Below are 26,455 nucleotides of genomic sequence, written 5' to 3'. Positions count from 1 at the left end.
TTACTTCTGGCGCGGCCGCACGGGCACGAACTGCGTGTTGTCGCCGCGCCGCACGAGCACCGCGACCGCCTTCTGCGGGTCGAGCTGCGCGGTCACGTCGGCGAACTGCTTCGCGCTCGTGATGTCGGTGTCGCCGACGCGCAGCACGATGTCGCCGCGCTGCAGGCCCGCCCGGGCGGCCGGGCCGTCGACGCCGTCGATCTGCACGCCGTTCTTCAGCTTCAGCGTCTTCATCTGCTCCGCCGTCAGGTCGCTGACCGTCAGGCCGAGCGAATTGCTCTGGCGCGGCTTCTGCGGCGCGTTCTTGCGCTGCTCGGCCTTCGCCGTCGACTCGGCCGGCGTCTCGGCGATCGTGATCGGCAGATCGCGTGCCTGACCCTTGCGCCACACGCTGACCGTCGCCTTCGTGCCGGGCTTCGTGTCGCCGACCATGCGCGGCAGATCGGACGCCGCATCGACCGGACGGCCGTTGAACTTCAGGATGATGTCGCCCGGCTGGATGCCCGCCTTGTCGGCCGGGCCGCCCGGCTCGACGCTGCTGACGAGCGCGCCTTCCGCCTTCGGCAGCCCGATCGAATCGGCCACGTCCTTCGTCACCTCGCCGATCGCCACCGCGATCCGGCCGCGCGTGACCTTGCCCGTCGCCTTCAGCTGGTCGGCCACGCGCATCGCCTCGTCGATCGGAATCGCGAACGAAATGCCCATGAAGCCGCCGGTGCGGCTGTAGATCTGCGAGTTGATGCCGATCACCTCGCCCTGCATGTTGATCAGCGGCCCGCCCGAGTTGCCGGGGTTCACCGCGACGTCGGTCTGGATGAACGGCAGGTAGTCGCCCGTGTTGCGGCTCTTCGAGCTGACGATGCCGGCCGTGACCGTGTTGTCGAGGCCGAACGGCGAACCGATCGCGACGACCCACTCGCCGACGCGCACCTTGTTCGAATCGCCGATCGCGACGACCGGCAGGTTCGACGCCTGGATCTTGACGACCGCGACGTCCGTGCGATCGTCGACGCCGATCAGCTTCGCCTTGAATTCGCGCTTGTCGGTCAGCGTCACGTAGATGGTGTCCGCATCGTCGACGACGTGCGCATTGGTCATCACGTACCCGTCGGCCGACACGATGAAGCCCGAGCCGACGCCGCGGTTCTGCTCGGTGTCGGGCGGATTGTCCGGCGTCGGCGCGTTCTTCGGGTTGCCGCCGTTGCCGGGCGCCTGCGGCAGCGGAATGCCGAAGAAGCGCCGGAAGAATTCCGACATGTCGCCGTTGTCGAAGCCAGGCGGGAGCACGCCGCGCGGGCCGGGTACCGGCACGTTCGCGGTAGTCCGGATGTTCACGACCGCGGGGCCCACCTTTTCGACGAGGTCGGCGAAATCGGGCAGGCTGGCAGCGGGAGGCGTGACAGCGACCGCGGTTTGCGGGACGAGCGGCAGGCAGGCACACAGCGCCGCCGCCGCGAGCACTTTGCGCAGCGTGAGTTTCGTCATGTCGGAAGCCGTAGCGTTACTTGGAAGCCTTGTATTCTATGGCAGACGCGAACTGCTGCAACGTTGCCGGCGGCACTTCGCCGAGCACGGTGACCCAGTAGTCGCCGCGACGCTTCACGAGAACGTGCGTCGCACCGGTGCTGCCCGCGCCTTCCTTGCGCGTATTTTTCTCGGCCGGCTCGATGAAGACCGAGACCGTCGCGAGGCCGTCGGTGAAAACGGCCTGATCGACCGGGATCGGCGGATCGCCCGCATCGCGCGCGGCCATCGGCCGGCGCACTTCACGAATCTTCTGGAAGCCGGCCACGCTCGGCGCGAGCTGCCAGCCCTGCGCTTCCATGTCGACCGTCGCGACCGGCGGGCGCACGACCGTCCAGCCGTTCAGGTTGCGCATGCCGGCGGCAATCGCGGCCCTGTCGCCGCTTGCACCGCCCGTCTGCAATTGCGAGAACGCGATCTGCTCGAGCACGTGATCGTTCGCGTCGAGCGTCTGCGAACGCAGCAGCAGCCCGGTGCGGGCGTCGGCCCACAGCTTGTACGTGAAACGGTACGCATCCTTCGGCACGAGCTCGACGACCTGCGCGTCGATCCCGGCCACGCGGTCCTTGCCGAGCGGCTTCGCATCGTACACGGACATCACGTGCTCGCCGCTTGCACCGAGCAGCGCCGGAAACGAATCGCGCGTCTGGCGACGCTCGACCACGCACAGCTTGCGCTCGGGTACGAACGTGACCAGCTCGTCGTTATGCCGCAGCAGCTTGCGCGGCTTGCCGTCGAGCGTCTCGATCCGCTCGAACTCGCCGTCGCGGGACGCGACGTGCGCGATGCGCGACGACTGTACGTACCCGCCGCGCTGGTAGACGAACGTCCCTTCGTAGCTCTGCTGCTGCGCCGCCTGCTGGACGCGGTCGAGCCAGTCCGCGGCGCCCTTGCGGGTGGCGAGGGGATCGTCCGGTTGCTGGGCGCTGGCGGGAAGGGATTGAACGGACAACAGGGCGGCTGCGCAAAGCAGGAGGGCCGGCAGCCGCTTCCATCCGGAGATGGCGTGATTCAACTGCAATGTCCGCATCGGGTTTATTGGCCTGGCGTGGTGGTCACGGCAGCGCGGATCAGCGGCATCGAACCCGTGACGACGGGCTGCTGCGCGAATTGCTGGTGCGCTTCAAGGTATTGGTCGAGGCTGGCGTCGCGAATGATGTTGACGTCCTGCAGGCCCGGCTGGGCCGATGCCTGCGCAACCGTCACGCGCTGCAGGTTGCCGTTCTGCGGCGCGCCTGCCGATGCGACCTGGACGGCGCCCGGCGCACCGGCCGTCTGCATCTGCGGGACGACGATCCACGTCAGCGTGGCGGCCGCGGCGGCCACCGCGAACGCGGGCACGACACGGCGGCGCAGCGACAGCAGCTTGCGCGCGACCGGCGCGGCCGCCGGCGCCAGTAGATGCGGCTCGCTTTCGAGCGCGGCCGACATGCGCGCGGTGAACGCGACGCTCAGCGCAGGCGGCAGCGCGAGCTCGTCCGAGCGCAGCGCATCGCCGATCAGGTGGTAATGGGCCCACGCAGCGCGATCCGCGCGGTCGAGCTCAGCCAGAAACTGCCCGTGATCCGGGCCATCGAACATTTCGCCGTCGACCAGCGCGGAAAGGCGCTCGCCGCGCGAGCACGCCTGCGATTGCGTATTGACCGACCCCATGATGCTCCCCATCTTGCACACCCCGTCGTGACTTCACGACTCTATCCGTAACTAGACCCCGACCCGCGTCGTTCCGCCCGTCGCGCTTACCAGCGCTTGCCTTCGGGCGTATCGAGCAGCGGACGCAATTTGGCAGCGATTGCTTCGCGCGCGCGGAAGATCCGCGAGCGGACCGTCCCGATCGGACAGCCCATCATTTCCGCGATCTCTTCGTAGCTCAGGCCCTCGATCTCGCGCAGCGTGATTGCCTGACGCAGTTCCTCGGGCAGCAGAGCCATCGCAGCGTTGACCGTCTCGGCAATCTGCTTGCTCATCAACATCGACTCAGGCGTGTTGATATCCCTTAGTTGGTCTGCGTCGGAGAAAGTTTCCGCTTCCTCCGCATCGGCCTCGGTGGAGGTCGGCGCCCGGCGGCCTTGCGTCGCAAGGTAGTTCTTCGCCGTGTTGACGGCAATTCGGTACAACCACGTATAGAACGCCGATTCGCCGCGAAATTGCGGCAGCGCACGATACGCCTTGATGAACGCGTCCTGGGCCACATCCTCGACCTCGGCGGGATCCCGCACGAGGCGCGAGATCAGCCGAATGATCTTGCGGTGGTATTTGGAGACCAGGAGTTCGAACGCCGCCTTGTCGCCCTTCTGTACGCGCTCGACCAGAGCCTGATCGATTTCTTTTTCACTCACCTGACAAATCCGTTAACTAGGGATGCAACGCGGAGCGTTATTGTAGCGTTCCGGCGCCGGCCGCTGGTTACGGTCGGTAACCATGCCGTCGTCATGCACGCCCCGCCGCCCCGGCCGTTCTCGCCAGCACCGACAGCGCGCTGAACGACGCGGCATCGAGCGCGTCGGCCGGAATCAGCAGCGGCCGGGCGCGCCGGGCGCCCTGCCCGACCGACAGCACCAGCAGCAGGCTGCTCCAGTGCGCGTGGCCCGTCACGCGGCCGCGGGCCAGCAAGCGCCCGGTGCGGCCAAACGCCGCGATCTCCCCGAACGCATCGATCCGCAACTCGGCCGGCAGCCGGCGGGCGCAAGCCCGCACCGCGCATACGGCCAGCAGTGCAGCCGTCACGGCCGACACGCCCGCGCCGGCGGCAGCGCCCGCGCGCGGCGCCCAGAACAGGTACGCCGAGGCGGCAGCCGACGCGACGAACGCGGCCAGCACGAAATACGACACGGCCGAGGCCCGCAACGCAAAGCGCTGCGGACGCCCGGCCGGAGCATCGAATGGACTCGTCAAGCGATTCAGCGTCAGACGCGCTTGAACACCAGCGTGCCGTTGGTACCGCCGAAGCCGAAGTTGTTCTTCACGGCCACGTCGATCTTCATGTCACGCGCGGTGTTCGCGCAGTAATCGAGATCGCACTCGGGATCCTGGTTGAAGATGTTGATGGTCGGCGGCGACACGTTGTTGTGCAGCGCCAGCACCGTGAACACCGATTCGAGGCCGCCCGCGCCACCCAGCAGGTGGCCCGTCATCGACTTCGTCGAGTTGACCACCATCTTGTACGCGTGCTCGCCGAAGGCCGCCTTCACCGCGTCCGACTCGTTCTTGTCGCCCAGCGGCGTCGACGTGCCGTGCGCGTTCAGGTACTGAACTTCATCCGGGTTCACGCCGGCGTCGCGCAGCGCCGCGACCATGCAGCGGCGCGGGCCGTCCATGTTCGGCGCGGTCATGTGGTACGCATCGCCCGTCATGCCGAAGCCCGAGACTTCCGCGTAGATCTTCGCGCCGCGCGCCTTCGCCGCCTCGTACTCTTCGAGCACCATCACGCCGGAGCCCTCGCCCAGCACGAAGCCGTCGCGGTCCTTGTCCCACGGACGCGACGCGGTGGCCGGATCGTCGTTGCGCGTCGACAGCGCGCGCGCTGCCGCGAAGCCACCGATGCCGAGCGGCGACACCGTCGATTCGGCGCCGCCCGCGACCATCACGTCGGCGTCGCCGGCCTGGATCAGGCGCGCGGCGAGGCCGATGCTGTGCAGGCCGGTCGTGCAGGCCGTCACGGCCGCGAGGTTCGGGCCCTTCAGGCCGAACATGATGCTCAGGTGACCCGAGATCATGTTGATGATCGAACCCGGCACGAAGAACGGCGAAATCCGGCGTGCGCCGCGATCGACGTAGGTCTGGTGCGTATCTTCGATCATCGGCAGGCCGCCGATGCCGGAACCCACCAGCACGCCGATGCGTTCCGCGTTGGCTTCGGTCACTTCCAGCCCGCTGTCCCGCATGGCCTGGACGCCGGCGGCGATGCCGTAATGGATGAACGTATCCATGTTCCGGGCTTCCTTCGCCGGGATGTACTCCTCGGCGCTGAAACCCTTCACTTCGCCCGCGAAATGGCAGGCGAGGTTCGACGCATCGAACTTCGTGACGGTGGCGATACCGGACTTGCCGGCGACGAGATTGGCCCAGCCGTCGGCAACATTATTGCCAACAGGCGAAATCAGCCCCAGGCCTGTAACGACAACACGACGGCGGCTCACGGTAACCTCTTTTCCATTATTGGATGACAAAAACAAAAGCCACAGTGGCCACAGGAACCAGCCCTGCGAGCCCTGTGGCTGTTAGTCCGTCCGGCGCGAAGCCGGCAGGATGGCGCGTCAATCGCGAAGATCGCGGCGACGTGGCGGACAAGCGCGAAAGGCGCTTACGCCTTGACGTTTGCGCGAGCGTAGTCGATCGCTTGCTGAACGGTCGTGATCTTCTCTGCTTCTTCGTCCGGGATTTCCATGCCGAACTCGTCTTCGAGCGCCATCACCAGTTCGACCGTGTCGAGCGAGTCCGCGCCCAGGTCGTTCACGAACGAAGCCTCGTTCTTGATCTCGGCTTCCGCGACGCCCAGTTGTTCAGCGACGATCTTCTTGACACGTTGTTCGATGTTGTCCATTACCCCTCCGAGGGAAAGTTCAGATTTACAAGTGCGCGCATTTTATCAGGTTTGCTGACGCCAAAACGCGCGTTGGCTTGATGGTCGATCAAGCGCCGGTCCGCCTGAAAAACGGGATACGGCGCGGATGGTAAACGAAAACCGTTACGACATGTACATGCCGCCATTCACGTGCAGCGTCGTGCCGGTGATGTAACCGGCCTGCGGCGATGCGAGGAACGCGACGGCATGGGCGATGTCCTCCGGGCTGCCGAGTCGGCCGAGCGGAATCTGGGTCTTGAGCGCGGCCTGCTGTTCTTCCGGCAGCGTCTTCGTCATGTCGGTGTCGATGAAGCCCGGCGCCACGCAGTTCACCGTGATGCCGCGGCTGCCGATTTCGCGCGCGAGCGCGCGCGTCATGCCCGCGACGCCGGCCTTCGCGGCCGCGTAGTTGACCTGACCCGGATTGCCGGCCGAGCCGACCACCGACGTGATGTTGATGATACGGCCGCCGCGCGCCTTCATCATCGGGCGCAGCACCGCGCGCGACAGGCGGAACACCGACTTCAGGTTGGTGTCGATCACCGCGTCCCAGTCCTCGTCCTTCATCCGCATCGCGAGCTGGTCCTGCGTGATGCCCGCGTTGTTGACGAGCACGTTCAGCGCGCCGAATTCCTTCACGGTCGCATCGATCAGCGCCTCGGCGGCGGCCGCGTCGTTGACGTTCAGCACCGCGCCGCGGCCCGTGACGCCCGCTTCCGCGAACGCCGCGGTGATCGCGGCGGCGCCCGATTCGCTCGTCGCCGTGCCGATCACCGTCGCGCCCAGGCGCGCGAGTTCGAGTGCGATCGCACGGCCGATGCCGCGCGACGCGCCGGTCACGATCGCAACCTGTTTATCGAGAGTCTTGTCCATGAATCGAATATCCGTTGCTTGGGAAAAGGCGCCGCGTCAGGCGGTCGCGAGCTTGAGCGCTTCGTCGAGCGAAGCCGGATCGAACACCGACGCGCCCGTCAGATTGCCGTCGATGCGCTTCGTCAGGCCGGCGAGCACCTTGCCCGGACCGCATTCGATCACGTGCGTGACGCCCGTTCCCGCGATGTGACGCACGCACTCGACCCAGCGCACCGGCCCCGCGGCCTGGCGCACCAGCGCATCCTTGATCGCGGCCGGATCGCTGAGCACGGCGACGTCGATGTTGTTGACGACCGGAATCTGCGGCGCCTTCACGTCGACGTTCGCAAGGTAGTCGCGCAGCTGGTCCGACGCCGGCTTGAGCAGCGACGAATGGAACGGCGCCGACACCGGCAGCGGCAGCGCGCGCTTCGCGCCCTTCGCCTTCGCGATCTCGCACGCCTTTTCGACCGCGGCCTTGCTGCCTGCGATCACGACTTGCGCGGGCGCATTGAAGTTCACCGCTTCGACGACGCCCGCTTCCGCGGCCTCGGCGCACACCGCACGCACCGTGTCGTCGTCGAGGCCCAGGATCGCGGCCATGCCGCCCTGGCCGACCGGCACGGCCGTCTGCATCGCCTGCGCACGGAAGCGCACGAGCGGCACCGCGTCCTTGAATGCAATCGCGCCGGCCGCGACGAGCGCCGTGTACTCACCGAGGCTGTGGCCGGCGACGATCGACGGCGCCGGGCCGCCTGCCTGCTGCCACGCGCGATAGCACGCGTATGCGGCGGTCAGCATCACGGGCTGCGTGTTGGTGGTCAGGTTCAGCTCTTCGGCCGGACCTTCGGCGATCAGCTTGCCGAGATCCTGGTTGAGCACATCGGACGCTTCCTGGAGCGTCTCGCGCACGACGGCCAGATCGGCGAATGCGTTGAGCATGCCGATCGCCTGCGAGCCCTGCCCCGGAAAAACGAATGCAAATTTCATATCGTCCCCAATTGAATCGATGCGGACGGCGCGCACGAGCGGCGCGCCGACGGGATCCGCGCGCGGCAAATCGCGCGCCGCGGATCAGAAACGGAAGACCGACGCGCCCCAGGTGAAGCCGCCGCCGACGCCTTCGATCAGCACGTGCTGGCCGCGCTGGATGCGGCCGTCGCGCACCGCGGCGTCGAGCGCCAGCGGAATCGACGCGGCCGACGTGTTGCCGTGCTGGTCGACCGTCACGACCATGCGCTCCTGCGGCAGGCCGAGCTTGCGGCAGGTGCTGGTCATGATGCGGATGTTGGCCTGGTGCGGAATCAGCCAGTCGATTTGCTCGGGCGCGAGATTCGCCTTCGCGAGCGCTTCAATCGCGACCTTTTCGAGCACGTTGACCGCGAGCTTGAACACGGCCTGCCCGTCCATGTGCAGGAACGCGCTGCCGTCGATCACGCCGCGATTGACGTTGCCCGGCGTGCACAGGATGTTCGAGTAACTGCCGTCCGCGTGCAGCGCGCTGCCGAGCACGCCCGGCTCTTCCGATGCGGACAGGATCACCGCGCCCGCGCCGTCGCCGAACAGCACGCAGGTCGTGCGGTCCTTGAAGTCGAGAATGCGCGAGAACGTCTCCGCACCGACGATCAGCGCCGTACGGTGCTGGCCGCTGCGGATGAAGCTGTCGGCCGTCGCCATCGCGTACGCGAAGCCCGAACACACGGCCTGCACGTCGAACGCCGCGCCGCCGTTCTTGATGCCGAGCTTGTTCTGCAGCAGGCACGCGGTGCTCGGGAACACGAAATCGGGGGTCGAAGTCGCGACGATGATCAGGTCGATCGACTGCGGATCGACACCGGCCGCCTCGATCGCACGACGCGACGCCTCGAGCGCGAGATCGCTCGTCGTGACGTCCGGTGCGGCGAAATGGCGCGCATGGATGCCCGTGCGCGCCACGATCCATTCATCGCTGGTCTCGATGCCTTCCTTCGCGAGACGATCGGTCAACTGCTGGTTCGTGACGCGGTCGGGCGGCAGATAGCTGCCCGTGCCGAGCACGCGGGAATAGAGAGTCGATTGGGCCATTTATGCTTTAGAGGATTGCGCAGCGGAAGGTTCGGCGTGATGGCCTGGGGCCGGGCTTGCATGGCCCGAGCCGCCCGCGTCGTGTTCGCCATCGCCGAGCGACACTGAATTATCCGCCATCGCGCGCGCGAGGCGCTCCAGCACCCCGTTTTTGACGGCATCATACCCGCGTTTGATCGCCCACTCAAACGCGTAGGCGTCGGCCGAACCGTGGCTCTTGATCACGAGGCTCTTCAGCCCCAGCAGCGCCGCGCCGTTGTACTGGCGGTGGTCGACGCGCTTCTTGAAACGCATCAGCACGGGCAGCGCGAGCAGCGCCATCAGCTTCGACATCAGCGAACGGCCGAACTCCTCGCGGATGATGTCCGACAGCATCTGCGCGAGCCCTTCGGACGTCTTCAGCGCGACGTTGCCGACGAAGCCGTCGCACACGATCACGTCGACGGTGCCCTTGTAGATGTCGTTGCCTTCCACGTTGCCGCGGAAGTTGAGCGTGCTGGCGCGCAGCAGCTCGCCTGCGCGCTTGATCGTCTCGTTGCCTTTGATGACCTCTTCGCCGATGTTCAAGAGGCCGATCGTCGGGCGCTCCTTGCCTTCGAGCGCGGCCACGAGCGCATGTCCCATCTCCGCGAACTGCAGCAGATGCTGCGGTTCGCAGTCGACGTTCGCGCCGAGGTCCAGCATCATCGTGTAGCCGGTCGGGTTCGGCAGCGCGAACGCGATCGCGGGCCGCTCGATGCCGGGCAGCGTCTTGAGTACGTAACGGGAAACGGCCATCAGCGCGCCGGTATTGCCGGCGGAGATGCAGGCCTGCGCCGCGCCTTCCTTGACCTGGTTGAGCGCGACGCGCATCGAAGAATCCTTCTTCTTGCGCAGCGCCACTTCGACAGGGTCGTCCATCGCCACGACTTCGGTGGCGGGCACGATGGTCAACGCGGGATCGTCGAGGGCTTTCAGCTTCTTGAGCTGAGCGCGAATCGCGCTTTCGATGCCGACGAGCATCAGGTGCGCATCGGGATGCGCGCGGACGAACTTGACTGCCGCGGGAACGGTCACGGACGGGCCGTGGTCGCCTCCCATGCAATCGATTGTGAGCTTTACGGTCATGGAATGCGACGAATTTCAGGCACAAAAAAGCGGCAGTTGAATGCCGCCTTTTCGTTGAGCCAGGAAAGTGTCAAGCGAACCAATTGTCACGCGAACGGCGAACGTAGCGCGCAACGCGTGACTTGACGCTTAGTCGTTCTTCGTCTTGACGACTTTCTTGCCGCGATAGTAGCCGTTCGGGCTGACGTGGTGACGCAGGTGCACTTCACCCGTGCTCGGCTCGACTGCCAGCGGCGCTGCCGTCAGGAAATCGTGCGAACGATGCATGCCGCGCTTCGACGGCGACTTCTTGTTTTGCTGGACTGCCATGACTAACTCCTAAATAATTTTCCGGATTCTAACACAGCCCGATCCGGCGCTTAACTACCCTGGCCCAAAGCCCTTACGCCTTCCCGCGCCACGACTGCTTAGTGTTTCTTGGTGCCGTCACCGTCCTTCTTCAACGCTTGCAGCGCTGCGAACGGATTCGGCCGTTTGCCTTCGTCCTCGGCTTCGTCGGACGCCTCGTCCGTCTCTTCCGCGGGACCGCTCGCACCCGACACGAGGCTTTCGTGAACTGCCGGGCAAACCTCGTGCTTGGGCACGAGCGGCAACGAAAGCAGCAACTCCTCTTCGATCAAGTCGACGAGATCGAACTGGCGTGAGCCCACGATCACATCGGCTTCATCGTCGTCGAGCGGAAATTCCTCGGCTTCTTCTTCGGTCGCGACGATCCGGTACGTCATGTCGACGTCGAACGTCTGGTCGTACGGCGTCATGCAGCGCTGGCACGTGAGCCACGCATGGCCGTGCACCGCGAGGCGCAGATACGGCTGCTGCCCGTCGGTGCCGTCGTCCTGCAACTCCTTCTGCGTGAACCCTTCCGCCTGCCACGTAAACACCGTGTCGCGATCTGGCGCGTCCGCCGGCACTTCGTTTAACATGCGCGGCAGTTGCGACAGGTGCACCGCGCCAGCCGCCTGCCGCCCGCTGCGGGCGAACTCGAACAGGTCGACCGCCTGCGGGTCGAGCGTCGCCGCAGGTTTGCCAGAAGAAGTGTTCATGCGCGCTCCTGTCTACAGGCTGACTTGCGGGATCCGGCTTGGCGCCGGGCTCATCGAAGGATGACGTACCTTGCTTCCGAAGACCGGCAGGCGCCACCACAGCGAAAGCCTGCCGACGAAAAGCGGGAAAGCATACCTGTTTTACCTTTTGCGGTCAATCACTTAAGCTTGCGTCCGCGCAACGCCGCGCCACACCTGACGACTCACCGATCCAACCGACCATGCCGGATACCGTTTGCCGCCCGCCGCGGCTGATTCTTGCTTCCAGTTCCCGTTACCGCCGCGCGCTCCTCGAGCGCCTCGGCGTGCCGTTCGACGTCGTGTCGCCCGACCTGGACGAAACTCCGCTCGCCGGCGAAACGCCGGCCGCGACCGCGCTGCGCCTCGCCGGCGCGAAGGCACGCGCCGTGGCCGCCACGATCGATGCGCCGGACGGCGTACTGGTGATCGGGTCGGATCAGGTCGCGACCTTCGACGGGCATCAGATCGGCAAGCCCGGCACGCACGAGCGCGCACTCGCGCAGCTCATGTCGATGCAGGGCCGCGAAGTCGAATTCCACAGCGCGCTCTGCCTGTACGACAGCCGCACCGACGACGCGCAGGTCGAGGACATCGTGACGCACGTGCGCTTCCGTTCGCTGCCCGAGGCCGAACTCGACGCCTACCTGCGCGCGGAAACGCCGTACGACGTGGCCGGCAGCGCGAAGTCCGAAGGGCTCGGCATCGCGCTGCTCGACGCGATCGACTCGGACGATCCGACCGCGCTCGTCGGCCTGCCGCTGATCGCCCTCACGCGGATGCTGCGCGCCGCCGACTACCCGTTGTTCGCTACCACCCGAGGAGACCGCGCATGACCGCCGGCACGCTTTATCTCGTCCCGAACACGCTCGGCGAAGGCGACGAATCGATGCTCGCCGCCGTGCTGCCCGCCGCCGTGCAGGCGCGCGCCGGCACGCTCGGCTATTACATCGGCGAGAACGCGAAAACGACCCGCGCGTTTCTGAAGAAGATCGGTACGACGCGGCCGATCCAGGAAATCGAGATCAGCGAGCTGAACGTCAATACGCCGGCCGGCGCCATCGACCGGCTGCTCGCGCCCGTGCTGGCCGGCGCGGACGCCGGTCTCGTGTCGGAGGCCGGCTGCCCGGCCGTCGCCGATCCCGGCGCGCTGCTCGTGCGCCGCGCGCACGAGCGCGGCGTGAAGGTCGTGCCGCTCGTCGGGCCGAGCTCGATCCTGCTGGCGCTGATGGCGTCGGGCCTGAACGGCCAGAGCTTCGCGTTCAACGGCTACCTGCCGGTCGATGCGGCCGCGCGCGCGAAACGCCTGCGCGAACTCGAGCAACTGTCGCGCAAGGCGCGCCAGACGCAGATCTTCATCGAAACGCCGTACCGGAATCACGCGATGCTGGACACGCTGGTCGCGACCTGCGCGCCGTCGACGCAGATCTGCGTCGCGGCCGATCTGACCCTCGCGACCGAGACGATCGCGAGCCGCACCGTCATGGACTGGAAAAAGGCGCCCGCGCCGAATCTGCACAAGCGCCCCGCGATCTTCCTGCTGCTCGCGAACTGATGCCGCGACCGGCGATCGGCTGACTGAATGAAAGGCGGGCCATCGCGGCCCGCCGGGTACCGTCGATCGTCAGCGCAGGCTGACCGCCGCGCCGCCGGCCGTCAGCGCCTTCATCGCAGCGCCCCCGACGGCCGCGCCGAACTTGCGCGCGACCCGATTCGTCAGGCTTTCCTTCACCGTATAGTCGACCAGATCCGGCGCCTTCAGCACGTCGCGCGCGACCGTGTCGGTCGTGCCATAGCCGTCGGCGAGCCCGAGCTCGACGCTCTTCTCGCCGGTCCAGAACAGGCCCGAGAACATGTCGGGCGTCTCGTGCAGGCGCTTGCCGCGGCCATCCTTCACGGCCTTGATGAACTGCGCGTGCACCTGGTCGAGCAGTGCCTGCGCGTGTGCGTCCATCTTCGGCGTTTCCGGCGAGAACGGATCGTAGAAGCCCTTGTTTTCGCCCGACGTATGCAGGCGCCGCTCGACGCCGAGCTTGCCCATCAGCCCGGTGAAGCCGAACCCGTCCATCAGCACGCCGATCGACCCGACGATGCTCGCCTTGTCGACGAAGATCTTGTCGGCCGCGGACGCGATGTAATAACCGCCCGACGCGCACATGTCGGTCACGACGACGTACAGCGGCTTGTCCGGATACTTGCCGCGCAACCGCCGGATCTCGTCGTAGACCATGCCCGCCTGCACCGGGCTGCCGCCCGGGCTGTTGATCCGCAGCACGACGCCGACCGTGCCGTCGTCGTCGAACGCGGCGTCGAGCGCCGTGTTGATGTCGTCGGCGTTCGCGTTGACGCCGGCCGCGATCTCGCCGTCGATCGTCACGAGCGCCGTATGCCGCCCGCTCGACGAGAGCTTCGAATCGCCCGAGAAATCGATCAGCGCGAACGCGAACAGCACGAACACGCCGAGAAACGCGAAGCGGAAGAAGATCTTCCAGCGCCGTGCCGCGCGCTGTTCCTTGACGGCCGCGAGCGCGATCCGTTCGAGCGCCGCGCGCTCCCAGCTCGGTTCACGGCTGTCGGGACGGGCGGAGGAATCCGGGGAATTCGGTTGATCGGTCATGCAGTGGTGTCGTCAGTCGGTCGTGGCGGAAGTGGCGGGATGCAGATCGGCATCGGGCACCCAGAATACCGCACGGCCGTCGGGCGTGTCGCGCTCGTCGACCTCGACCGGCCGCAAGCGGCCGCCGCGGCACGGGCCGCCGACGCACTTGCCGGTATCCGGCGCGTAGATCGCACCGTGCGTCGCGCACATCAGATAGAGGCCCGACGACTCGAAGAACTGCCCTTCGGCCCAGTCGAGCTCCATCGGCACGTGCGCGCAGCGGTTCAGGTAGCCGTACGCGCGGCCGTCGTAGCGCACGAAGAACACGACGGCCTGCTCGCCGCGCAGCGTCGCGTCGACGCGCACGCCGGCCCCGCCGTCGGTCAACGCGCTCGATGCGCACACGCGCACGGCGTCCGGCGCCGCGCTCATGCGTGCTCCCGCAGCCATGCGGCCAGCGCGCCGACGTCCGGCGCGACGAAGCGCGGGGTGAGCGCCGCCAGCGCATCGGCCGTATGCGCGCCGTATGCCACGCCGACGCCGGCCGCGCCGGCGCTGGCGGCCATCTGCAGGTCGTGCGTGGTGTCGCCGATCATCACGGTGCGCGACAGGTCCTGCCCCAATTCCCGCGACAACTCGTGCAGCATCGCCGGATGCGGCTTCGAGAACGTCTCGTCCGCGCAGCGCGTCGCGTCGAACCAGCTCGTCAGCTTCGACTGGTCGAGCACGCGATTCAGCCCGACCCGACCCTTGCCGGTCGCGACGGCGAGCAGATAACCCGTGTCGCGCAGCTCGGCGAGCAGCTCGCGGACGCCGGCGAACAGCTCGATGCGCTGGTCGTCGAGCAGATAGTGATAGCGGTAGCGCTCGGCCAGCCGCGCGTAGTCGGACGGATCGAGGGTCGGGGCGGCGATCTGCAGCGCATCGCGCAGGCCGAGGCCGATCACGTAGCGGGACGCCTCGTCGGACGGCGCGGGCAAGCCGAGATCGCGGCACGCAGCCTGGATGCTGTGCGCGATGTGCGCGGTCGAATCCATCAGCGTGCCGTCCCAGTCGAAGACGATCAGGTCAAATTGCTGTCGTGCCATGCGGTTCAGGCGGTATCGCGCAATGCGCTGAGTTGATCGAGGAAGCGCCGGCATTCGGCCGGCAGCGGCGCATCGAACTGCAGCGCCTCGCCGGTCAGCGGATGCGCGAGCTTGAGACGGTGCGCATGCAGGAACATCCGTTTCAGCGACGGCTGCGCGTTCGCGCGCGCCAGCGCCTTGTTCAGTGCGAAATCGCCGTACTTGGCGTCGCCGGCGATCGGCAGGCCGAGATGCGCGAGGTGCACCCGGATCTGATGGGTCCGCCCCGTTTTGAGTTCCGCTTCGACGAGCACATAGTCGGACCAGCGGTCGACGAGGTTGAACACCGTATGCGACGGCAGCCCGTCGTCCTGCACGCGCACGCGGCGCTCCCCTTCCGGGGTCGAATACTTGAACAACGGCGCCTTCACCGCGCGGCGGCGCCCCCAGTCGGGCTGCCATTCGCCGTGCGCGCACGCGAAGTAGCGCTTGTCCATCCGGTTCTCGCGAATCTGCTCGTGCAGCCCGACGAGCGCCGTACGCTTCTTCGCGAGCATCAGGATTCCGGACGTCTCGCGGTCGAGCCGGTGCACGAGTTCGAGGAATTTCGCGCGCGGGCGCGCCTGACGCATCTGCTCGATCACGCCGAACGCGACGCCGCTGCCGCCGTGGACCGCGACGCCGGCCGGCTTGTCGATCACGAGCATCGCGTCGTCCTCGTACAGCACGTCGAAATTCGCGGGCGGCACGACGGGCGTGTCGGCGCGCGCGAGGTCGGCCGCCGCCACGCGCACCGGCGGCACGCGGACGAGGTCGCCCAGCTCGAGACGGTACTGCGCGTCGATCCGGCCCTTGTTGACGCGCACTTCGCCGCTGCGGAGGATCCGGTAAATATGGCTTTTCGGCACGCCTTTACAGACGCGCAACAGGAAGTTGTCGATGCGCTGACCGGCCGAGTTTTCGTCGATCTCGATCATCGATACCTGGCCGCTTGCGACCGAATTCTGGGATATTTTGCCTAACTCATTCATACTGAATATAATTTTGCCCAGCCTGACGTTGTGGGTGGCCTGACCGGCCGGCCCCGGCTGAATCGGGCAAGGCGCAAGCGCAAACCGCTATTTTACTTGCGCCGGGGGTCCGCTGCTCGCCCCTGATCAAAGAGATGCAGCAAGTTGCACGCACGGCGCCGCCCGTCGGCAAGGATCTCGCCCACAGGCGGATTCGGTCGGCAAGGCGCCGCGGTAACGGAAAGTTGGTTGAAAAGAATTCGATCGGCAGCCTGACGGCGCGAAGTGCGTCCGCAGGCTGCCGGTTGCGAAAATTACGGCGTTGCGCCCGATTTGGCCCCGCGAAGCGTGCGGGGCTTGGCGACGTCAAACCAGGGAAGTACACCCCAAGCGGGAAAGTCGGGCTGGATTCGATACTCCCCGCTGCGGCCCAAGCCGCAGCATCTGCCGCCCGTCGGCGCGCGCGACGCATTGCGCGCGCCCGTGGCGATGCCCGGATCAGGCTTAGCGCGCTTTTGCAGCGTGCGGTGTGTGAACGCCGTGCTTTGAAGCCGTATTCGCAGGTGCCCTATGGCCGCCGGCCCCGTCTTTCGGGCCCAAGCGCCTCTTCAGGCAATTCTCCCCGCCAGCATTCCCGCTCCAGCGTGCTCGTGACAACACAACAAGGTGCGGCCTGCCGTCGTTCCCGCCCTCGCGCCTGACAACCGCGAGGCGTCGGCAGCGGAGCCGCCTGGAGCCGTTCATGAAACGCATGCTGTTCAATGCGACGCAGCAGGAGGAGCTGCGCGTCGCCATCGTCGATGGGCAAAAGCTCATCGACATCGACATCGAAACCGCCGGGCGCGAACAGCGCAAAGGCAATATCTACAAAGGGGTCATTACCCGTATCGAGCCGTCGCTCGAAGCGTGCTTCGTCAACTACGGCGAAGACCGTCACGGCTTCCTGCCGTTCAAGGAAGTCGCGCGCCAGTACTTCAAGGACGGCGTCGACATGCGCTCCGCGCGCATTCAGGACGCGCTGCGCGAAGGCCAGGAACTGATCGTCCAGGTCGAGAAGGAAGAGCGTGGCAACAAGGGCGCCGCCCTCACCACCTTCATCTCGCTCGCCGGCCGTTACCTCGTGCTGATGCCGAACAATCCGCGCGGCGGCGGCGTGTCGCGCCGGATCGAAGGCGACGAGCGCCAGGAACTGCGCGAAACGATGGCGCAACTGCAGATTCCGGACGGCATGAGCATGATCGCCCGTACCGCGGGCATCGGCCGCAGCGCCGAGGAACTGCAGTGGGACCTGAACTACCTGCTGCAACTGTGGCGCGCGATCGAGGCTGCCTCGCAAAGCGGCAACGCCGGCCAGCCGATGCTGATCTATCTGGAATCGAGCCTCGTGATCCGCGCGATCCGGGACTATTTCCAGCCCGATATCGGCGAAATCCTGATCGACACGAACGAAATCCACGATCAGGCCCGTGCGTTCATGGACATCGTGATGCCGGACAACGTCGCGAAGGTGAAGCGCTATCACGACGACGTGCCGCTGTTCTCGCGCTTCCAGATCGAGCACCAGATCGAAACCGCGTACTCGCGCACGGTGCCGCTGCCGTCCGGCGGCGCGATCGTGATCGACCACACCGAAGCGCTCGTCGCGATCGACGTGAACTCGGCCCGCGCGACCAAGGGCGCGGACATCGAGGAAACGGCCACCCGCACGAACCTCGAGGCGGCCGACGAAGTCGCCCGCCAGTTGCGCCTGCGCGACCTCGGCGGCCTGATCGTGATCGATTTCATCGACATGGAATCGGCGAAGAGCCAGCGCGAAGTCGAGCAACGCCTGAAGGACGCGCTCAAGCACGACCGTGCGCGCGTGCAGATGGGCAAGATCTCCCGCTTCGGCCTGATGGAGCTGTCGCGCCAGCGCCTGCGTCCGGCGCTGTCGGAAGGCAGCCACGTGACGTGCCCGCGCTGCAACGGCACCGGCCACATCCGCGATACCGAATCGTCCGCGCTGCAAGTCCTGCGGATCATTCAGGAAGAAGCGATGAAGGAAAACACCGCGGCGATCCATTGCCAGGTGCCGGTCGAGGTGACCGCCTTCCTGCTGAACGAAAAGCGTCAGGAAATCAACAAGATCGAGTCGCGCTTCAAGGTCGGCATCGTGCTGATCCCGAACAAGCACCTCGATACGCCGCACTACAAGCTCGAGCGCCTGCGTCACGACGACGCGCGCCTCGACGATCCGCGCGCATCCTGGAAGATGGCCGAGGAAGCGGCGCGCGAGCTCGAGTCGGAAACCGGCTACAGCAAGCGCGCGGCCGAAGTGAAGCCGAAGCAGGAAGCCGCGGTCAAGGGCATCACGCCCGAGCGTCCGGCGCCGAGCCCGGCCCCGCAGCGTGCGGTCGAGCCGGTTCCGGCGCCCGCGCCCGCGCCTGTCGCGGCGACGAGCGGCGGCTTCATCGGCTGGCTGAAGGGCTTGTTCGGCGTGTCGCCGGCACCGGCGCCCGCACCGGTTGCCACGCCGGCACCGGCGAAGGAGCAGGCAGCCCGTCCGGCTCGCGAACGCACCGAAAAGACCGAGCAGCGCGGCGGCGATCGCAATCGCAACCGTCGCGGCGGCGCCCAGCAGGCGCAAGGCGGCCGCGACCAGGCGGCTGCCGGCCGTGGCCAGCCGCAACGCCAGGAGCGCGAAGGCAAGGAAGTGCGCGAACCGCGTGAAGGCCGCGAGCCGCGCGAGGGCCGTGAGCTGCGTGAAGGTCGAGAGGGTCGCGACGGCCGCGAAGGTCGTGAAAACCGCGAAGGTCGCGAGGGCCGTGGCCCGCGCGAAGGCCGCGAGCCGCGTGAAGGCCGTGAGCCGCGCGAGCCGCGTGAGAACCGCGAGCCGCGCGAGCGTGCCGAACAGCCGGAAGGCGTCGAAGCAGGCGGTCGTGGCGAGCGCCAGGAACGCGGCGAGCGTCGCGAGCGCGGCGAACGCCGCAAGCCGACCCAGCATGCGGCCACGCTCGAAACCGTCACCCGTGGCGAAAACCATCCGGAACCGGAAACCGACAAGGCCGCGGCAGAAGCCCTGCCCGGCGCGGACCTGGCAGCCGATGCGGAAGCCGGTGCGCGTGACGGCGAAGAACGCCGCCGTCGCCGTCGCGGCCGCCGCGGCGGTCGTCGCGAGCGCGAGGAAGACGGCGCGGTCGTCGACCAGGCCGAGCAAGGCGCAGATGGCGAAGTCGCAGCGCAAACCGTGACGGCGACCACACCGGTCGCAGCCGAACCGGCCTACACGGCCGCACCGGCAGTCGTCGCGGCCGTGGCCAGCGCGGTCGCCGTCGAAGCCGTCGCCGAGCAGCAGGCCGCACCGGCCGCCGTCGAAGCGCAGCCGGCTCCGGCACACACCGAAGCGGCACCGGCCGCGCCGGTTGAGCCCGTCGTCGCCGTCGAGGCAGCAGAACCGGCACCGGTCGCAGCACCGGTGGCCGCGGAAGCGGGCCCGACGCCGGTCGCGGTGTCCCCGACCGATGCGTTCGAAGTGCCGGCTGCCGCTGCGGCCGCTGTCGAGGCGCCGCAAGCCGCGCCCGTCGAGCCAGCCGCACCGGCCGCCGTGGCGATCGAAGCCGCGCCGGTGGCGGTCGAGGCGCCGGTCGAAACCGCGCCTGCGCCTGCGCCGGCCGAGGCCGTCGCCGCGCCGGCACCGGCACCGGCTCCCGCCCCCGCACAACCGGCAGCCGCGCCCGCGTCGGCAAGCCTGGATGTCGTGCTGGAGCAGGCCGGTCTCGTCTGGGTGAACACGGACGCCGACAAGTTCGCGGCCGCGCAGGAAGCCGCGTCGCGGCTCCCGCGTCCGGCCCGCGTGCCGCGCGAACGCAAGGTGCTGCCGCCGGTCGATACGGCCCCGATGCAGCAGGTCGAAACGACGCACCGTTGAACGGCGCATCGCCCGACCAGGAAAAGCCCGCCTTCCGGCGGGCTTTTTTACGTCCGCGCTGCGGGTTTCCGCTCACCGGCCCCGTCAGCCGGTTGCAGCTAAAATAGCGGTCTGGCTCGTACTTCTTTCAACATGTCCCGACGCATCATTCCTCTCGCCGACGTCAGCGGGATGCCGGACGTCTCCGGCGTCGCGCATGCCCCCGACGGCACGCTGGCCGACACGTTCGCCAGGCCGCTGCGCGATCTGCGCATTTCGGTGACGGACCGTTGCAATTTCCGCTGCGTGTACTGCATGCCGCGCGCGGTCTTCGACAAGGATTACCCGTTCCTGCCGCACAGCGCGCTGCTCACGCACGAGGAAATCGAGCGCGTGGCGCGGCTCTTCGTCGCGCACGGCGTCGAGAAGATCCGCATCACGGGCGGCGAGCCGTTGCTGCGCAAGAACCTCGAATTCCTGATCGAGCGCCTCGCGCGCCTGACGACGCACGCCGGCCGCCCGCTCGACCTGACGCTGACGACCAACGGCTCGCTGCTCGCCCGCAAGGCGCGCGCACTGAAGGACGCCGGGCTCACGCGCGTCACGGTCAGCCTCGATGCGCTCGACGATACGCTGTTCAAGCGCATGAACGATGCCGAGTTCGCGAGCGCCGACGTGCTCGACGGCATCTTCGCCGCGCAGGCCGCCGGCCTCGCGCCGGTCAAGGTCAACATGGTCGTGAAGCGCGGCACCAACGACAGCGAGATCCTGCCGATGGCCGAGCGTTTCCGCGGCACCGGCGTGATCCTGCGTTTCATCGAATACATGGACGTCGGGACGTCGAACGGCTGGAACATGACCGAGGTGCTGCCGTCGGCGGACGTCGTCGCGCGCATCACCGAACATTTCCCGCTCGTGCCGCTCGAGCCGCACACGGCGGCCGAAACCGCGCAGCGCTGGGGCTATGCGGACGGCCGCGGCGAGATCGGCGTGATCTCGAGCGTCACGCAGGCGTTCTGCGGCGACTGCACGCGCGCGCGGCTGTCGACCGAAGGCAAGCTGTACCTCTGCCTGTTCGCGTCGGCCGGCCACGATCTGCGCGCGCTCGTGCGCGGCGGCGCGAGCGATGCCGAGATCGCGACCGCGATCGCCCGCATCTGGCAGGCGCGCACCGACCGCTATTCGCAACTGCGCGGCAGCGCATCGGCCGCCGCCGCGCCCGACGGCGCGGGCAAGCGCGTCGAAATGTCGTATATCGGCGGCTGACGCACGCCGCCCCTTTCCGCCTTCGCACGATGCCCGCTCCCGCCTCCACGTCGATCGCCGGCCTGCTGCTTGCGGGCGGACGCGCCACGCGCATGGGCGGCGTCGACAAGGGCCTGCAACTGCTCGACGGTACGCCGCTCGCGCTGCACGTGTTGCGCCGGCTGTCGCCGCAGGTCGACGAGACGCTGATCAGCGCGAATCGTCATGCCGCTCGCTATGCCGAACTCGGTGCGCCGTTCGACGCGCGCATCGTCGCGGATGAAACTCCCGACTTCCCCGGGCCGCTCGCAGGCCTGCTCGCCGGCATGCGCGCGGCGCGCGCGCCGCTGGTCGCGTGCTCGCCGTGCGACACGCCCTATCTGCCCGCCGACCTCGTCGCACGGCTGCATGCGGCGCTCGACGCTCAGCAGGCCGACATCGCGATGGCGGTCACCGTCGACGCGCAGCGGATGCGCTCGCCGCAGCCGACGTTCGCGCTGCTGCGCACGTCGCTGGCCGACGATCTGGCCACCCGGCTCGCGGCCGGCGACCGCAAGGTGCGTGCGTGGTACGCACGCCACAAGACGGTCGAAGTCGAGTTTCGCGACGAGCGTGCGTTTTACAATGCCAACTCCTGGCAGGAACTCGCCGCGCTGGCCCGCCGCTGACGGCCCCGTGCCGTTCCCGCCCGGCGCCCGCCACACGCGACACCCGCGCCCAGGCACCCTCCTCGCGCCACCGGCCACGAACCCGATACGCCTCGCGGCGCAGTCCGACTGATGATCACGCAATCCTCGCCCGCCTCCCGAACCGCACCCGACCCCGACGCCCCGCTGTCGCTCGCCGACGCGCAGGCGCTCGCGTGCCGCTTCGTGGCGCCCGTCGACGCGTGCGACACGGTGGCACTGCGCGATGCGCTCGACCGCGTGCTCGCGGCCGACGTGAGCGCGCCGTTCGACATTCCCGCGTACGACAACTCGGCCATGGACGGCTATGCGTTCGACGGGAGCGCCACGGCGCTCGCCTCGGCGCAGGGCGAGATTGTGATGGCGGTCGCCGGCACCGCGTTCGCCGGCCATCCGTTCGACGGCGCCGTGGCGGCCGGCGCATGCGTGCGCATCATGACGGGCGCGCCGATGCCGGCCGGATGCGACACGGTGATTCCGCAGGAACGCGTGCGCGTCGACGGCGACACGATCCGCTTCGCCACGCACGACGTCACGCGCGGCGCGAACTGCCGCAAAGCCGGCGAGGATCTCGCGCGCGGCGCCTGTGCGCTCGCCGCGGGCCGCATCCTGCGGCCGTCCGATCTCGGCCTGCTCGCGTCGTTCGGCATCGCCGACGTCACGGTGCGCCGGCGCGTGCGCGTCGCCGTGTTCTCGACCGGCGACGAATTGCGCGAGCCCGGCGAACCGCTCGGCCGCGGCGCGCTGTACGACAGCAATCGCGGGATGCTGATCGCGATGCTCGAACGGCTGCACGTGGACGCGATCGACCTCGGGATCGTCCGGGACGACCCGGCCGCGCTCGAAGCCGCGTTGCACGACGCCGTCGCCGCGCAGGCCGATACGGTCATCACGTCGGGTGGCGTGTCGGTCGGCGAAGCCGACTTCACGCGCGACGTGATGGCGCGGCTCGGCGACGTGACGTTCGCGAGCCTCGCGCTGCGGCCCGGCCGGCCGCTCGCATGCGGCACGCTTGCACGCGCGGCCGACGGCGCCGGACACGCGCTGTTCTTCGGGTTGCCCGGCAATCCTGTCGCATCCGCCGTGACGTTCTACGCAATCGTGCGCCCCGCGCTGCTGACGCTGGCCGGCGCACGGACGCCACCGCCGGCCATGTACACGGCACGCAGCACGCAGCCGTTGAAGACGCGTCCCGGCCGCACCGAATACCTGCGCGGCATCGCGACGCGCGCCGCCGACGGCCAATGGCACGTCGCGCCGGCCGGATCGCAAAGCTCCGCGTCGCTGAGCGGTCTTGCCGCCGCCAACTGTTTCATCGTCCTGGGCCACGATACCGCGGCAGTCGACGCGGGCGCCCCGGTCGACATCCTGCCGCTCGACGGCCTGATCTGAATTCCACTATCGGTATATTTCTACGGGGGCAATTCGCACATGAAGAAACAAATCTCGTCGATCGCCGCGGGGCAGACCGCGAAGGCGCTGATTCTCGTCTACCTGACGTTCAGCGTACCGATCGTGCTGCTCGGCATTCTCGTCGCGTACATCCGCTACGGGATGGTCGAACTGAGCACGATCCTGAGCGCGCTGCTGCTGAACGCGATCCTCGGCTTCGTGCTGCTGTGGATCGCGTGCCACGCGTACAACTGGGTCGCGTCGCGCTTCGGCGGCATCGAGATCGTGCTGTCCGATCCGCCGGAGGAAGCGTGAGCGGCACGCCGCTGATCCGCGCGGCCGACCCGCGCGACGTCGGCGCGATCCTCGCGCTGATGCGCGAGCTGGCCGAGTTCGAGCAGCTCACGGCGCTGTTCGTCGCGACCGAAGCCGATCTGGCCGACGCGCTGTTCGGCGAGCGCCCGGCCGCCGAAGCGCTGGTTGCCGAGCGCGACGGTGCGATCGTCGCGTACGCGCTGTTCTTTCACAACTATTCGACGTTCCTCGGCCGCCGCGGGCTCTATCTCGAGGATCTGTACGTGCAGCCGTCGCAGCGCGGCACGGGCCTGGGCACCGCGATGCTGCGTCATCTCGCGGCGCTCGCCGTCGAGCGCCGCTGCGGGCGCTTCGAATGGTCGGTCCTCGACTGGAACCAGCCGGCGATCGATTTCTACGAGAAGATGGGCGCGACCGTGCTGCCGGAGTGGCGCATCGTTCGCGTGACGGGCGACGCGCTCGACACGCTCGCCGCGCATTGAGCGCGAGCCGGCCGCGCCGGCGATCGCCGCAAAGGAAAACGGGCGCCGCAGCGCCCGTTTTCTCTATCCGACGGCTATCGACGACGTGCGTCACGCGTCGTCCGCATCGGCGCCGTCGGCCCCTTCCGCGCCGAGCAGCCCGGCCGCCGTCTCTCCCGGCAGCGCCTCGACCTGCTTCAGCTTGCGGCTCATCACACGCGTGCGCTGCTCGGCGGACTCGATCGAGCGCGTGACCGTTTCGAGCTGCGCCTTCGTGCGCGCGAGCACGTCTCCGAACTTGCCGAACTCGGTCTTGACCGCGCCGAGCACCTGCCACACCTCGCTCGAGCGCTGCTCGATCGCGAGCGTGCGGAACCCCATCTGCAGGCTGTTCAGCAGTGCGGTCAGCGTGGTCGGCCCGGCGACCGTCACGCGATAGTCGCGCTGCAGCAGGTCGGTCAGCCCCGGGCGGCGCAGGATCTCCGCATAGAGCCCCTCGGTCGGCAGGAACAGCAGCGCGAAATCGGTCGTGTGCGGCGGCGCGACGTACTTCTCGGCGATCGTGCGCGCCTCCATCCGCACCCGCGCCTCGAGCGCACGCGCCGCTTCCTCGACGGCCACCGCGTCGGCACGCTCCTGCGCGTCGATCAGCCGCTCGTAGTCTTCGCGCGGGAATTTCGCGTCGATCGGCAGCCACACCGGCGGCGCGTCGCGCGTGCCGGCTTCGCGCCCCGGCAGCCGGATCGCGAATTCGACGCGCTCGGTGCTCTTCGGCACCGTCGCGACGTTCTTCGCGTACTGGTCGGGCGTGAGCATCTGTTCGAGCAGCGCCTCGAGCTGCACTTCGCCCCAGGTGCCGCGCGTCTTCACGTTGGTCAGCACCTTTTTCAGGTCGCCGACGCCGGCCGCGAGCGTCTGCATCTCGCCGAGCCCGCGATGGACCTGTTCGAGCCGGTCCGACACGAGCTTGAACGATTCGCCCAGCCGCTGCTCGAGCGTCGCGTGCAGCTTCTCGTCGACGGTGCGGCGCATCTCCTCGAGCTTCGCCGCGTTGTTCGTCTCGATTTCCTTCAGCCGCTGTTCGAGCGTCGCACGCACCTCGCCGATCCGGCGATCGTTCGCCTCGGTCAGTTGCGTGAGCTGCCGGTGCAGCGTGTCGCCGAACAGCCGCAGCGCGCCCGTCTGTTCCTCGCGCGCCTGCTGCGCCTGCCGCTGCAGGCTCTCGCGCATCGCGTCGAACTGCTGCGCATTGCCGGCGACGAGCTTGCCGAGCTGCTGCGCGAAGCCCACGATCTGGTTGTTCTGCACGGTCGCCACGCTCGTCAGTTGCGCGGCGAGCGTCTGCTGCAACTGGGCGAAGCTGCCGGCCAGCTCCGTACGCGAGCCGCGCGCGCTTTCGACGATCTCGCCGCGCAATTCGCGTTCGAGCCGCTCGACGGCACGCGCCTGCGCATGCGCGGCATCCTCGATCTGATCGCCGAGCACGGCCGCATCGTCGTGGCGGCCGCCGCGCACGAGCGCGACGATCGCCACCGCGAGCGCGACGGCCAGCACGACGACCGCCGCAAGCAACAACGTCATCGTCATGCGCGCGGCTTCCCGATCACGTCAGGGTTGATCGGATTCGGCGGCTGCCCCGCACGCGGCCCCTCGCCCAGCGCGGCGATCAGGTTGTCGGCGGCGAGATTCGCCATCGCGCGGCGGGTCTTTTCGGTCGCGCTCGCGATATGCGGCGTCAGCACGACGTTCGGCACCTCGAGCAGCGCCGGATGCACGGTCGGCTCGCCTTCGTACACGTCGAGGCCCGCCGCGGCGATCGTCCCGTCGCGCAGCGCGGCGGCCAGCGCCGCATCGTCGACGATCCCGCCGCGTGCGATGTTGGTCAGCGTCGCCGTCGGTTTCATCTTCGCGAGCTCGGCCGCGCCGATCGTGTGATGGTTCTCCTTCGTGTACGGCAGCACGAGCACGACATGGTCGGCGCGCGCGAGCAGCGCCTCCTTCGACACGTATTCGGCATTCAGCTCGGCCTCGATCTCGGGCGCGACCCGCGACCGGTTGTGATAGATCACCTGCATCCCGAAGCCGCGCGCACGGCGCGCGAGCGCCTGGCCGATGCGGCCCATGCCGATGACGCCGAGCGTCGAGCCGTAAATGTCGGCGCCGAGGAAACCGTCGTACGCCCACTTCTGCCAGTGACCGGCGCGCAGCCAGTGCTCGGATTCGGCGATCCGGCGCGCGGCGGCCATCATCAGCGCCCAGCCGAAATCGGCGGTCGACTCGTTCAGCACGTCAGGCGTGTTGGTGCCGAGCACGTTCGCCGCGTTGAACGCGGCCATGTCGAAGTTGTTGTAGCCGACCGCCATGTTCGCCACGACGCGCAGGCGCGGCGCCGCCGCGAGCGTCGCCGCGCCGACCGGGTCGCCGGCCGTCAGCGCGCCGTCCTTGTCGGCCAGGCGCGCGGCGAGCGCGTCGGGCGCGAGCGCGTCGCCATCGTTCCAGTCAACGTCGAAATACTGCTTGAGCCGTTCGATCACGTCCGGAAAGATCGGACGCGCGACCAGGATCTTCTGCATCGCCATCTCCGCATGCCGCGGGCCGATCGCGGCGCGCATCGCGCCGCCG

General features: G+C 68.1%; 27 protein-coding genes. 8 read left to right on the top strand and 19 right to left on the bottom strand.

The window, feature by feature from the left end; all coding sequences use genetic code 11:
- The 13 genes from CFB35_RS05345 to CFB35_RS05285 form a co-directional block, all read right to left on the bottom strand.
- Window positions 1–1,485, bottom strand: coding sequence for a DegQ family serine endoprotease (locus tag CFB35_RS05345; protein WP_059574005.1), 1,485 nt, complete (start codon window positions 1,483–1,485; stop codon window positions 1–3).
- Between the two features lie 16 nt (window positions 1,486–1,501).
- Window positions 1,502–2,554: a MucB/RseB C-terminal domain-containing protein gene (locus CFB35_RS05340; RefSeq protein WP_059574006.1), complete on the bottom strand. Its 1,053-nt coding sequence runs from the start codon at window positions 2,552–2,554 to the stop codon at window positions 1,502–1,504.
- 5 nt (window positions 2,555–2,559) lie between these two features.
- Window positions 2,560–3,177: a sigma-E factor negative regulatory protein gene (locus tag CFB35_RS05335; protein ID WP_059574007.1), complete on the bottom strand. Its 618-nt coding sequence runs from the start codon at window positions 3,175–3,177 to the stop codon at window positions 2,560–2,562.
- A gap of 86 nt (window positions 3,178–3,263) precedes the next feature.
- Entirely contained in the window at window positions 3,264–3,863 is a 600-nt protein-coding gene (gene rpoE / locus CFB35_RS05330) for an RNA polymerase sigma factor RpoE (protein ID WP_006490873.1), read from the bottom strand.
- Between the two features lie 91 nt (window positions 3,864–3,954).
- Window positions 3,955–4,419: a hypothetical protein gene (locus tag CFB35_RS05325; RefSeq protein WP_059574008.1), complete on the bottom strand. Its 465-nt coding sequence runs from the start codon at window positions 4,417–4,419 to the stop codon at window positions 3,955–3,957.
- A gap of 11 nt (window positions 4,420–4,430) precedes the next feature.
- Window positions 4,431–5,663: a beta-ketoacyl-ACP synthase II gene (gene fabF / locus CFB35_RS05320; RefSeq protein ID WP_059574009.1), complete on the bottom strand. Its 1,233-nt coding sequence runs from the start codon at window positions 5,661–5,663 to the stop codon at window positions 4,431–4,433.
- A 164-nt stretch (window positions 5,664–5,827) separates the two neighbouring features.
- On the bottom strand, window positions 5,828–6,067 hold the full coding sequence (gene acpP / locus CFB35_RS05315; protein ID WP_004197638.1) for an acyl carrier protein: 240 nt from the start codon (window positions 6,065–6,067) through the stop codon (window positions 5,828–5,830).
- Between the two features lie 144 nt (window positions 6,068–6,211).
- Complete coding sequence (gene fabG / locus CFB35_RS05310) at window positions 6,212–6,961, bottom strand: 3-oxoacyl-ACP reductase FabG (RefSeq protein WP_059574010.1); 750 nt, start codon at window positions 6,959–6,961, stop codon at window positions 6,212–6,214.
- Window positions 6,962–6,997: 36 nt separating this feature from the next.
- On the bottom strand, window positions 6,998–7,930 hold the full coding sequence (fabD, locus tag CFB35_RS05305; RefSeq protein WP_059574321.1) for an ACP S-malonyltransferase: 933 nt from the start codon (window positions 7,928–7,930) through the stop codon (window positions 6,998–7,000).
- 84 nt (window positions 7,931–8,014) lie between these two features.
- Window positions 8,015–9,004: a beta-ketoacyl-ACP synthase III gene (locus CFB35_RS05300; protein WP_006476506.1), complete on the bottom strand. Its 990-nt coding sequence runs from the start codon at window positions 9,002–9,004 to the stop codon at window positions 8,015–8,017.
- Complete coding sequence (gene plsX, locus CFB35_RS05295; RefSeq protein WP_059574011.1) at window positions 9,005–10,111, bottom strand: phosphate acyltransferase PlsX; 1,107 nt, start codon at window positions 10,109–10,111, stop codon at window positions 9,005–9,007.
- 129 nt (window positions 10,112–10,240) lie between these two features.
- Window positions 10,241–10,420 carry a 50S ribosomal protein L32 gene (gene rpmF / locus CFB35_RS05290; RefSeq protein WP_006051932.1) on the bottom strand — a complete coding sequence of 60 codons (180 nt, stop codon included), beginning with the start codon at window positions 10,418–10,420 and terminating at the stop codon, window positions 10,241–10,243.
- 98 nt (window positions 10,421–10,518) lie between these two features.
- Window positions 10,519–11,154 carry a DUF177 domain-containing protein gene (locus CFB35_RS05285; RefSeq protein WP_059574012.1) on the bottom strand — a complete coding sequence of 212 codons (636 nt, stop codon included), beginning with the start codon at window positions 11,152–11,154 and terminating at the stop codon, window positions 10,519–10,521.
- Between the two features lie 221 nt (window positions 11,155–11,375).
- On the opposite strand from CFB35_RS05285, the gene CFB35_RS05280 reads away from it, so the two are divergent.
- Both CFB35_RS05280 and CFB35_RS05275 read left to right on the top strand, forming a co-directional pair.
- The gene (locus CFB35_RS05280; RefSeq protein ID WP_089464634.1) at window positions 11,376–12,008 is read left to right on the top strand and encodes a Maf-like protein; all 633 of its coding nucleotides are present in this window, start codon (window positions 11,376–11,378) and stop codon (window positions 12,006–12,008) included.
- Window positions 12,005–12,727 (top strand): SAM-dependent methyltransferase, encoded by a 723-nt coding sequence (locus tag CFB35_RS05275; RefSeq protein ID WP_059574014.1) that lies wholly within the window; start codon window positions 12,005–12,007, stop codon window positions 12,725–12,727. Before CFB35_RS05280 ends, CFB35_RS05275 begins: the two co-directional genes overlap by 4 nt.
- A 69-nt stretch (window positions 12,728–12,796) precedes the next feature.
- On the opposite strand, the gene CFB35_RS05270 is transcribed toward CFB35_RS05275, so the two are convergent.
- Genes CFB35_RS05270 through CFB35_RS05255 form a run of 4 tightly spaced genes read right to left on the bottom strand, consistent with a single transcriptional unit; the run spans window position 12,797 to window position 15,869 of the window.
- On the bottom strand, window positions 12,797–13,789 hold the full coding sequence (locus CFB35_RS05270) for a S49 family peptidase (protein WP_059574015.1): 993 nt from the start codon (window positions 13,787–13,789) through the stop codon (window positions 12,797–12,799).
- A 12-nt stretch (window positions 13,790–13,801) separates the two neighbouring features.
- A complete protein-coding gene (locus CFB35_RS05265) occupies window positions 13,802–14,203 on the bottom strand; it encodes a Rieske 2Fe-2S domain-containing protein (protein ID WP_059574322.1) in 402 nt (133 codons plus the stop codon).
- Window positions 14,200–14,859, bottom strand: a complete 660-nt coding sequence (locus tag CFB35_RS05260) for an HAD-IA family hydrolase (protein ID WP_059574016.1) — start codon at window positions 14,857–14,859, stop codon at window positions 14,200–14,202. Before CFB35_RS05260 ends, CFB35_RS05265 begins: the two co-directional genes overlap by 4 nt.
- Before the next feature lie 5 nt (window positions 14,860–14,864).
- Entirely contained in the window at window positions 14,865–15,869 is a 1,005-nt protein-coding gene (locus CFB35_RS05255) for an RluA family pseudouridine synthase (protein ID WP_059574017.1), read from the bottom strand.
- A gap of 721 nt (window positions 15,870–16,590) precedes the next feature.
- On the opposite strand from CFB35_RS05255, the gene CFB35_RS05245 reads away from it, so the two are divergent.
- The 6 genes from CFB35_RS05245 to CFB35_RS05220 all read left to right on the top strand — a co-directional run bounded on the left by CFB35_RS05245 (window position 16,591) and on the right by CFB35_RS05220 (window position 23,854).
- Window positions 16,591–19,755 (top strand): Rne/Rng family ribonuclease, encoded by a 3,165-nt coding sequence (locus tag CFB35_RS05245; RefSeq protein ID WP_089464633.1) that lies wholly within the window; start codon window positions 16,591–16,593, stop codon window positions 19,753–19,755.
- A 132-nt stretch (window positions 19,756–19,887) separates the two neighbouring features.
- Window positions 19,888–21,000, top strand: coding sequence for a GTP 3',8-cyclase MoaA (gene moaA, locus CFB35_RS05240; protein WP_089464632.1), 1,113 nt, complete (start codon window positions 19,888–19,890; stop codon window positions 20,998–21,000).
- A gap of 29 nt (window positions 21,001–21,029) precedes the next feature.
- A complete protein-coding gene (gene mobA / locus CFB35_RS05235) occupies window positions 21,030–21,647 on the top strand; it encodes a molybdenum cofactor guanylyltransferase MobA (protein ID WP_089464631.1) in 618 nt (205 codons plus the stop codon).
- A 111-nt stretch (window positions 21,648–21,758) separates the two neighbouring features.
- A complete protein-coding gene (gene glp, locus CFB35_RS05230; RefSeq protein WP_089464630.1) occupies window positions 21,759–23,057 on the top strand; it encodes a gephyrin-like molybdotransferase Glp in 1,299 nt (432 codons plus the stop codon).
- Between the two features lie 39 nt (window positions 23,058–23,096).
- A complete protein-coding gene (locus CFB35_RS05225) occupies window positions 23,097–23,372 on the top strand; it encodes a hypothetical protein (protein ID WP_006476519.1) in 276 nt (91 codons plus the stop codon).
- Window positions 23,369–23,854: a GNAT family N-acetyltransferase gene (locus CFB35_RS05220; protein WP_089464629.1), complete on the top strand. Its 486-nt coding sequence runs from the start codon at window positions 23,369–23,371 to the stop codon at window positions 23,852–23,854. The genes CFB35_RS05225 and CFB35_RS05220 overlap by 4 nt, the downstream gene beginning before the upstream one ends.
- Window positions 23,855–23,944: 90 nt before the next feature.
- Here the strand turns inward: CFB35_RS05220 and rmuC are convergent, their stop codons facing one another.
- The gene (rmuC, locus tag CFB35_RS05215) at window positions 23,945–25,420 is read right to left on the bottom strand and encodes a DNA recombination protein RmuC (RefSeq protein ID WP_089464628.1); all 1,476 of its coding nucleotides are present in this window, start codon (window positions 25,418–25,420) and stop codon (window positions 23,945–23,947) included.
- Window positions 25,417–26,406, bottom strand: a complete 990-nt coding sequence (locus CFB35_RS05210) for a D-glycerate dehydrogenase (RefSeq protein ID WP_059638337.1) — start codon at window positions 26,404–26,406, stop codon at window positions 25,417–25,419. The genes rmuC and CFB35_RS05210 overlap by 4 nt, the downstream gene beginning before the upstream one ends.
- Window positions 26,407–26,455 lie beyond the last annotated feature (49 nt).

The organism is Burkholderia sp. AU16482, assembly GCF_002223285.1.
In the GTDB taxonomy this organism is placed as follows: Bacteria; Pseudomonadota; Gammaproteobacteria; order Burkholderiales; family Burkholderiaceae; genus Burkholderia; species Burkholderia semiarida.
The sequence above is the reverse complement of the archived record's forward strand: the minus strand, read 5'-3'. Positions and strand labels throughout refer to the sequence as shown.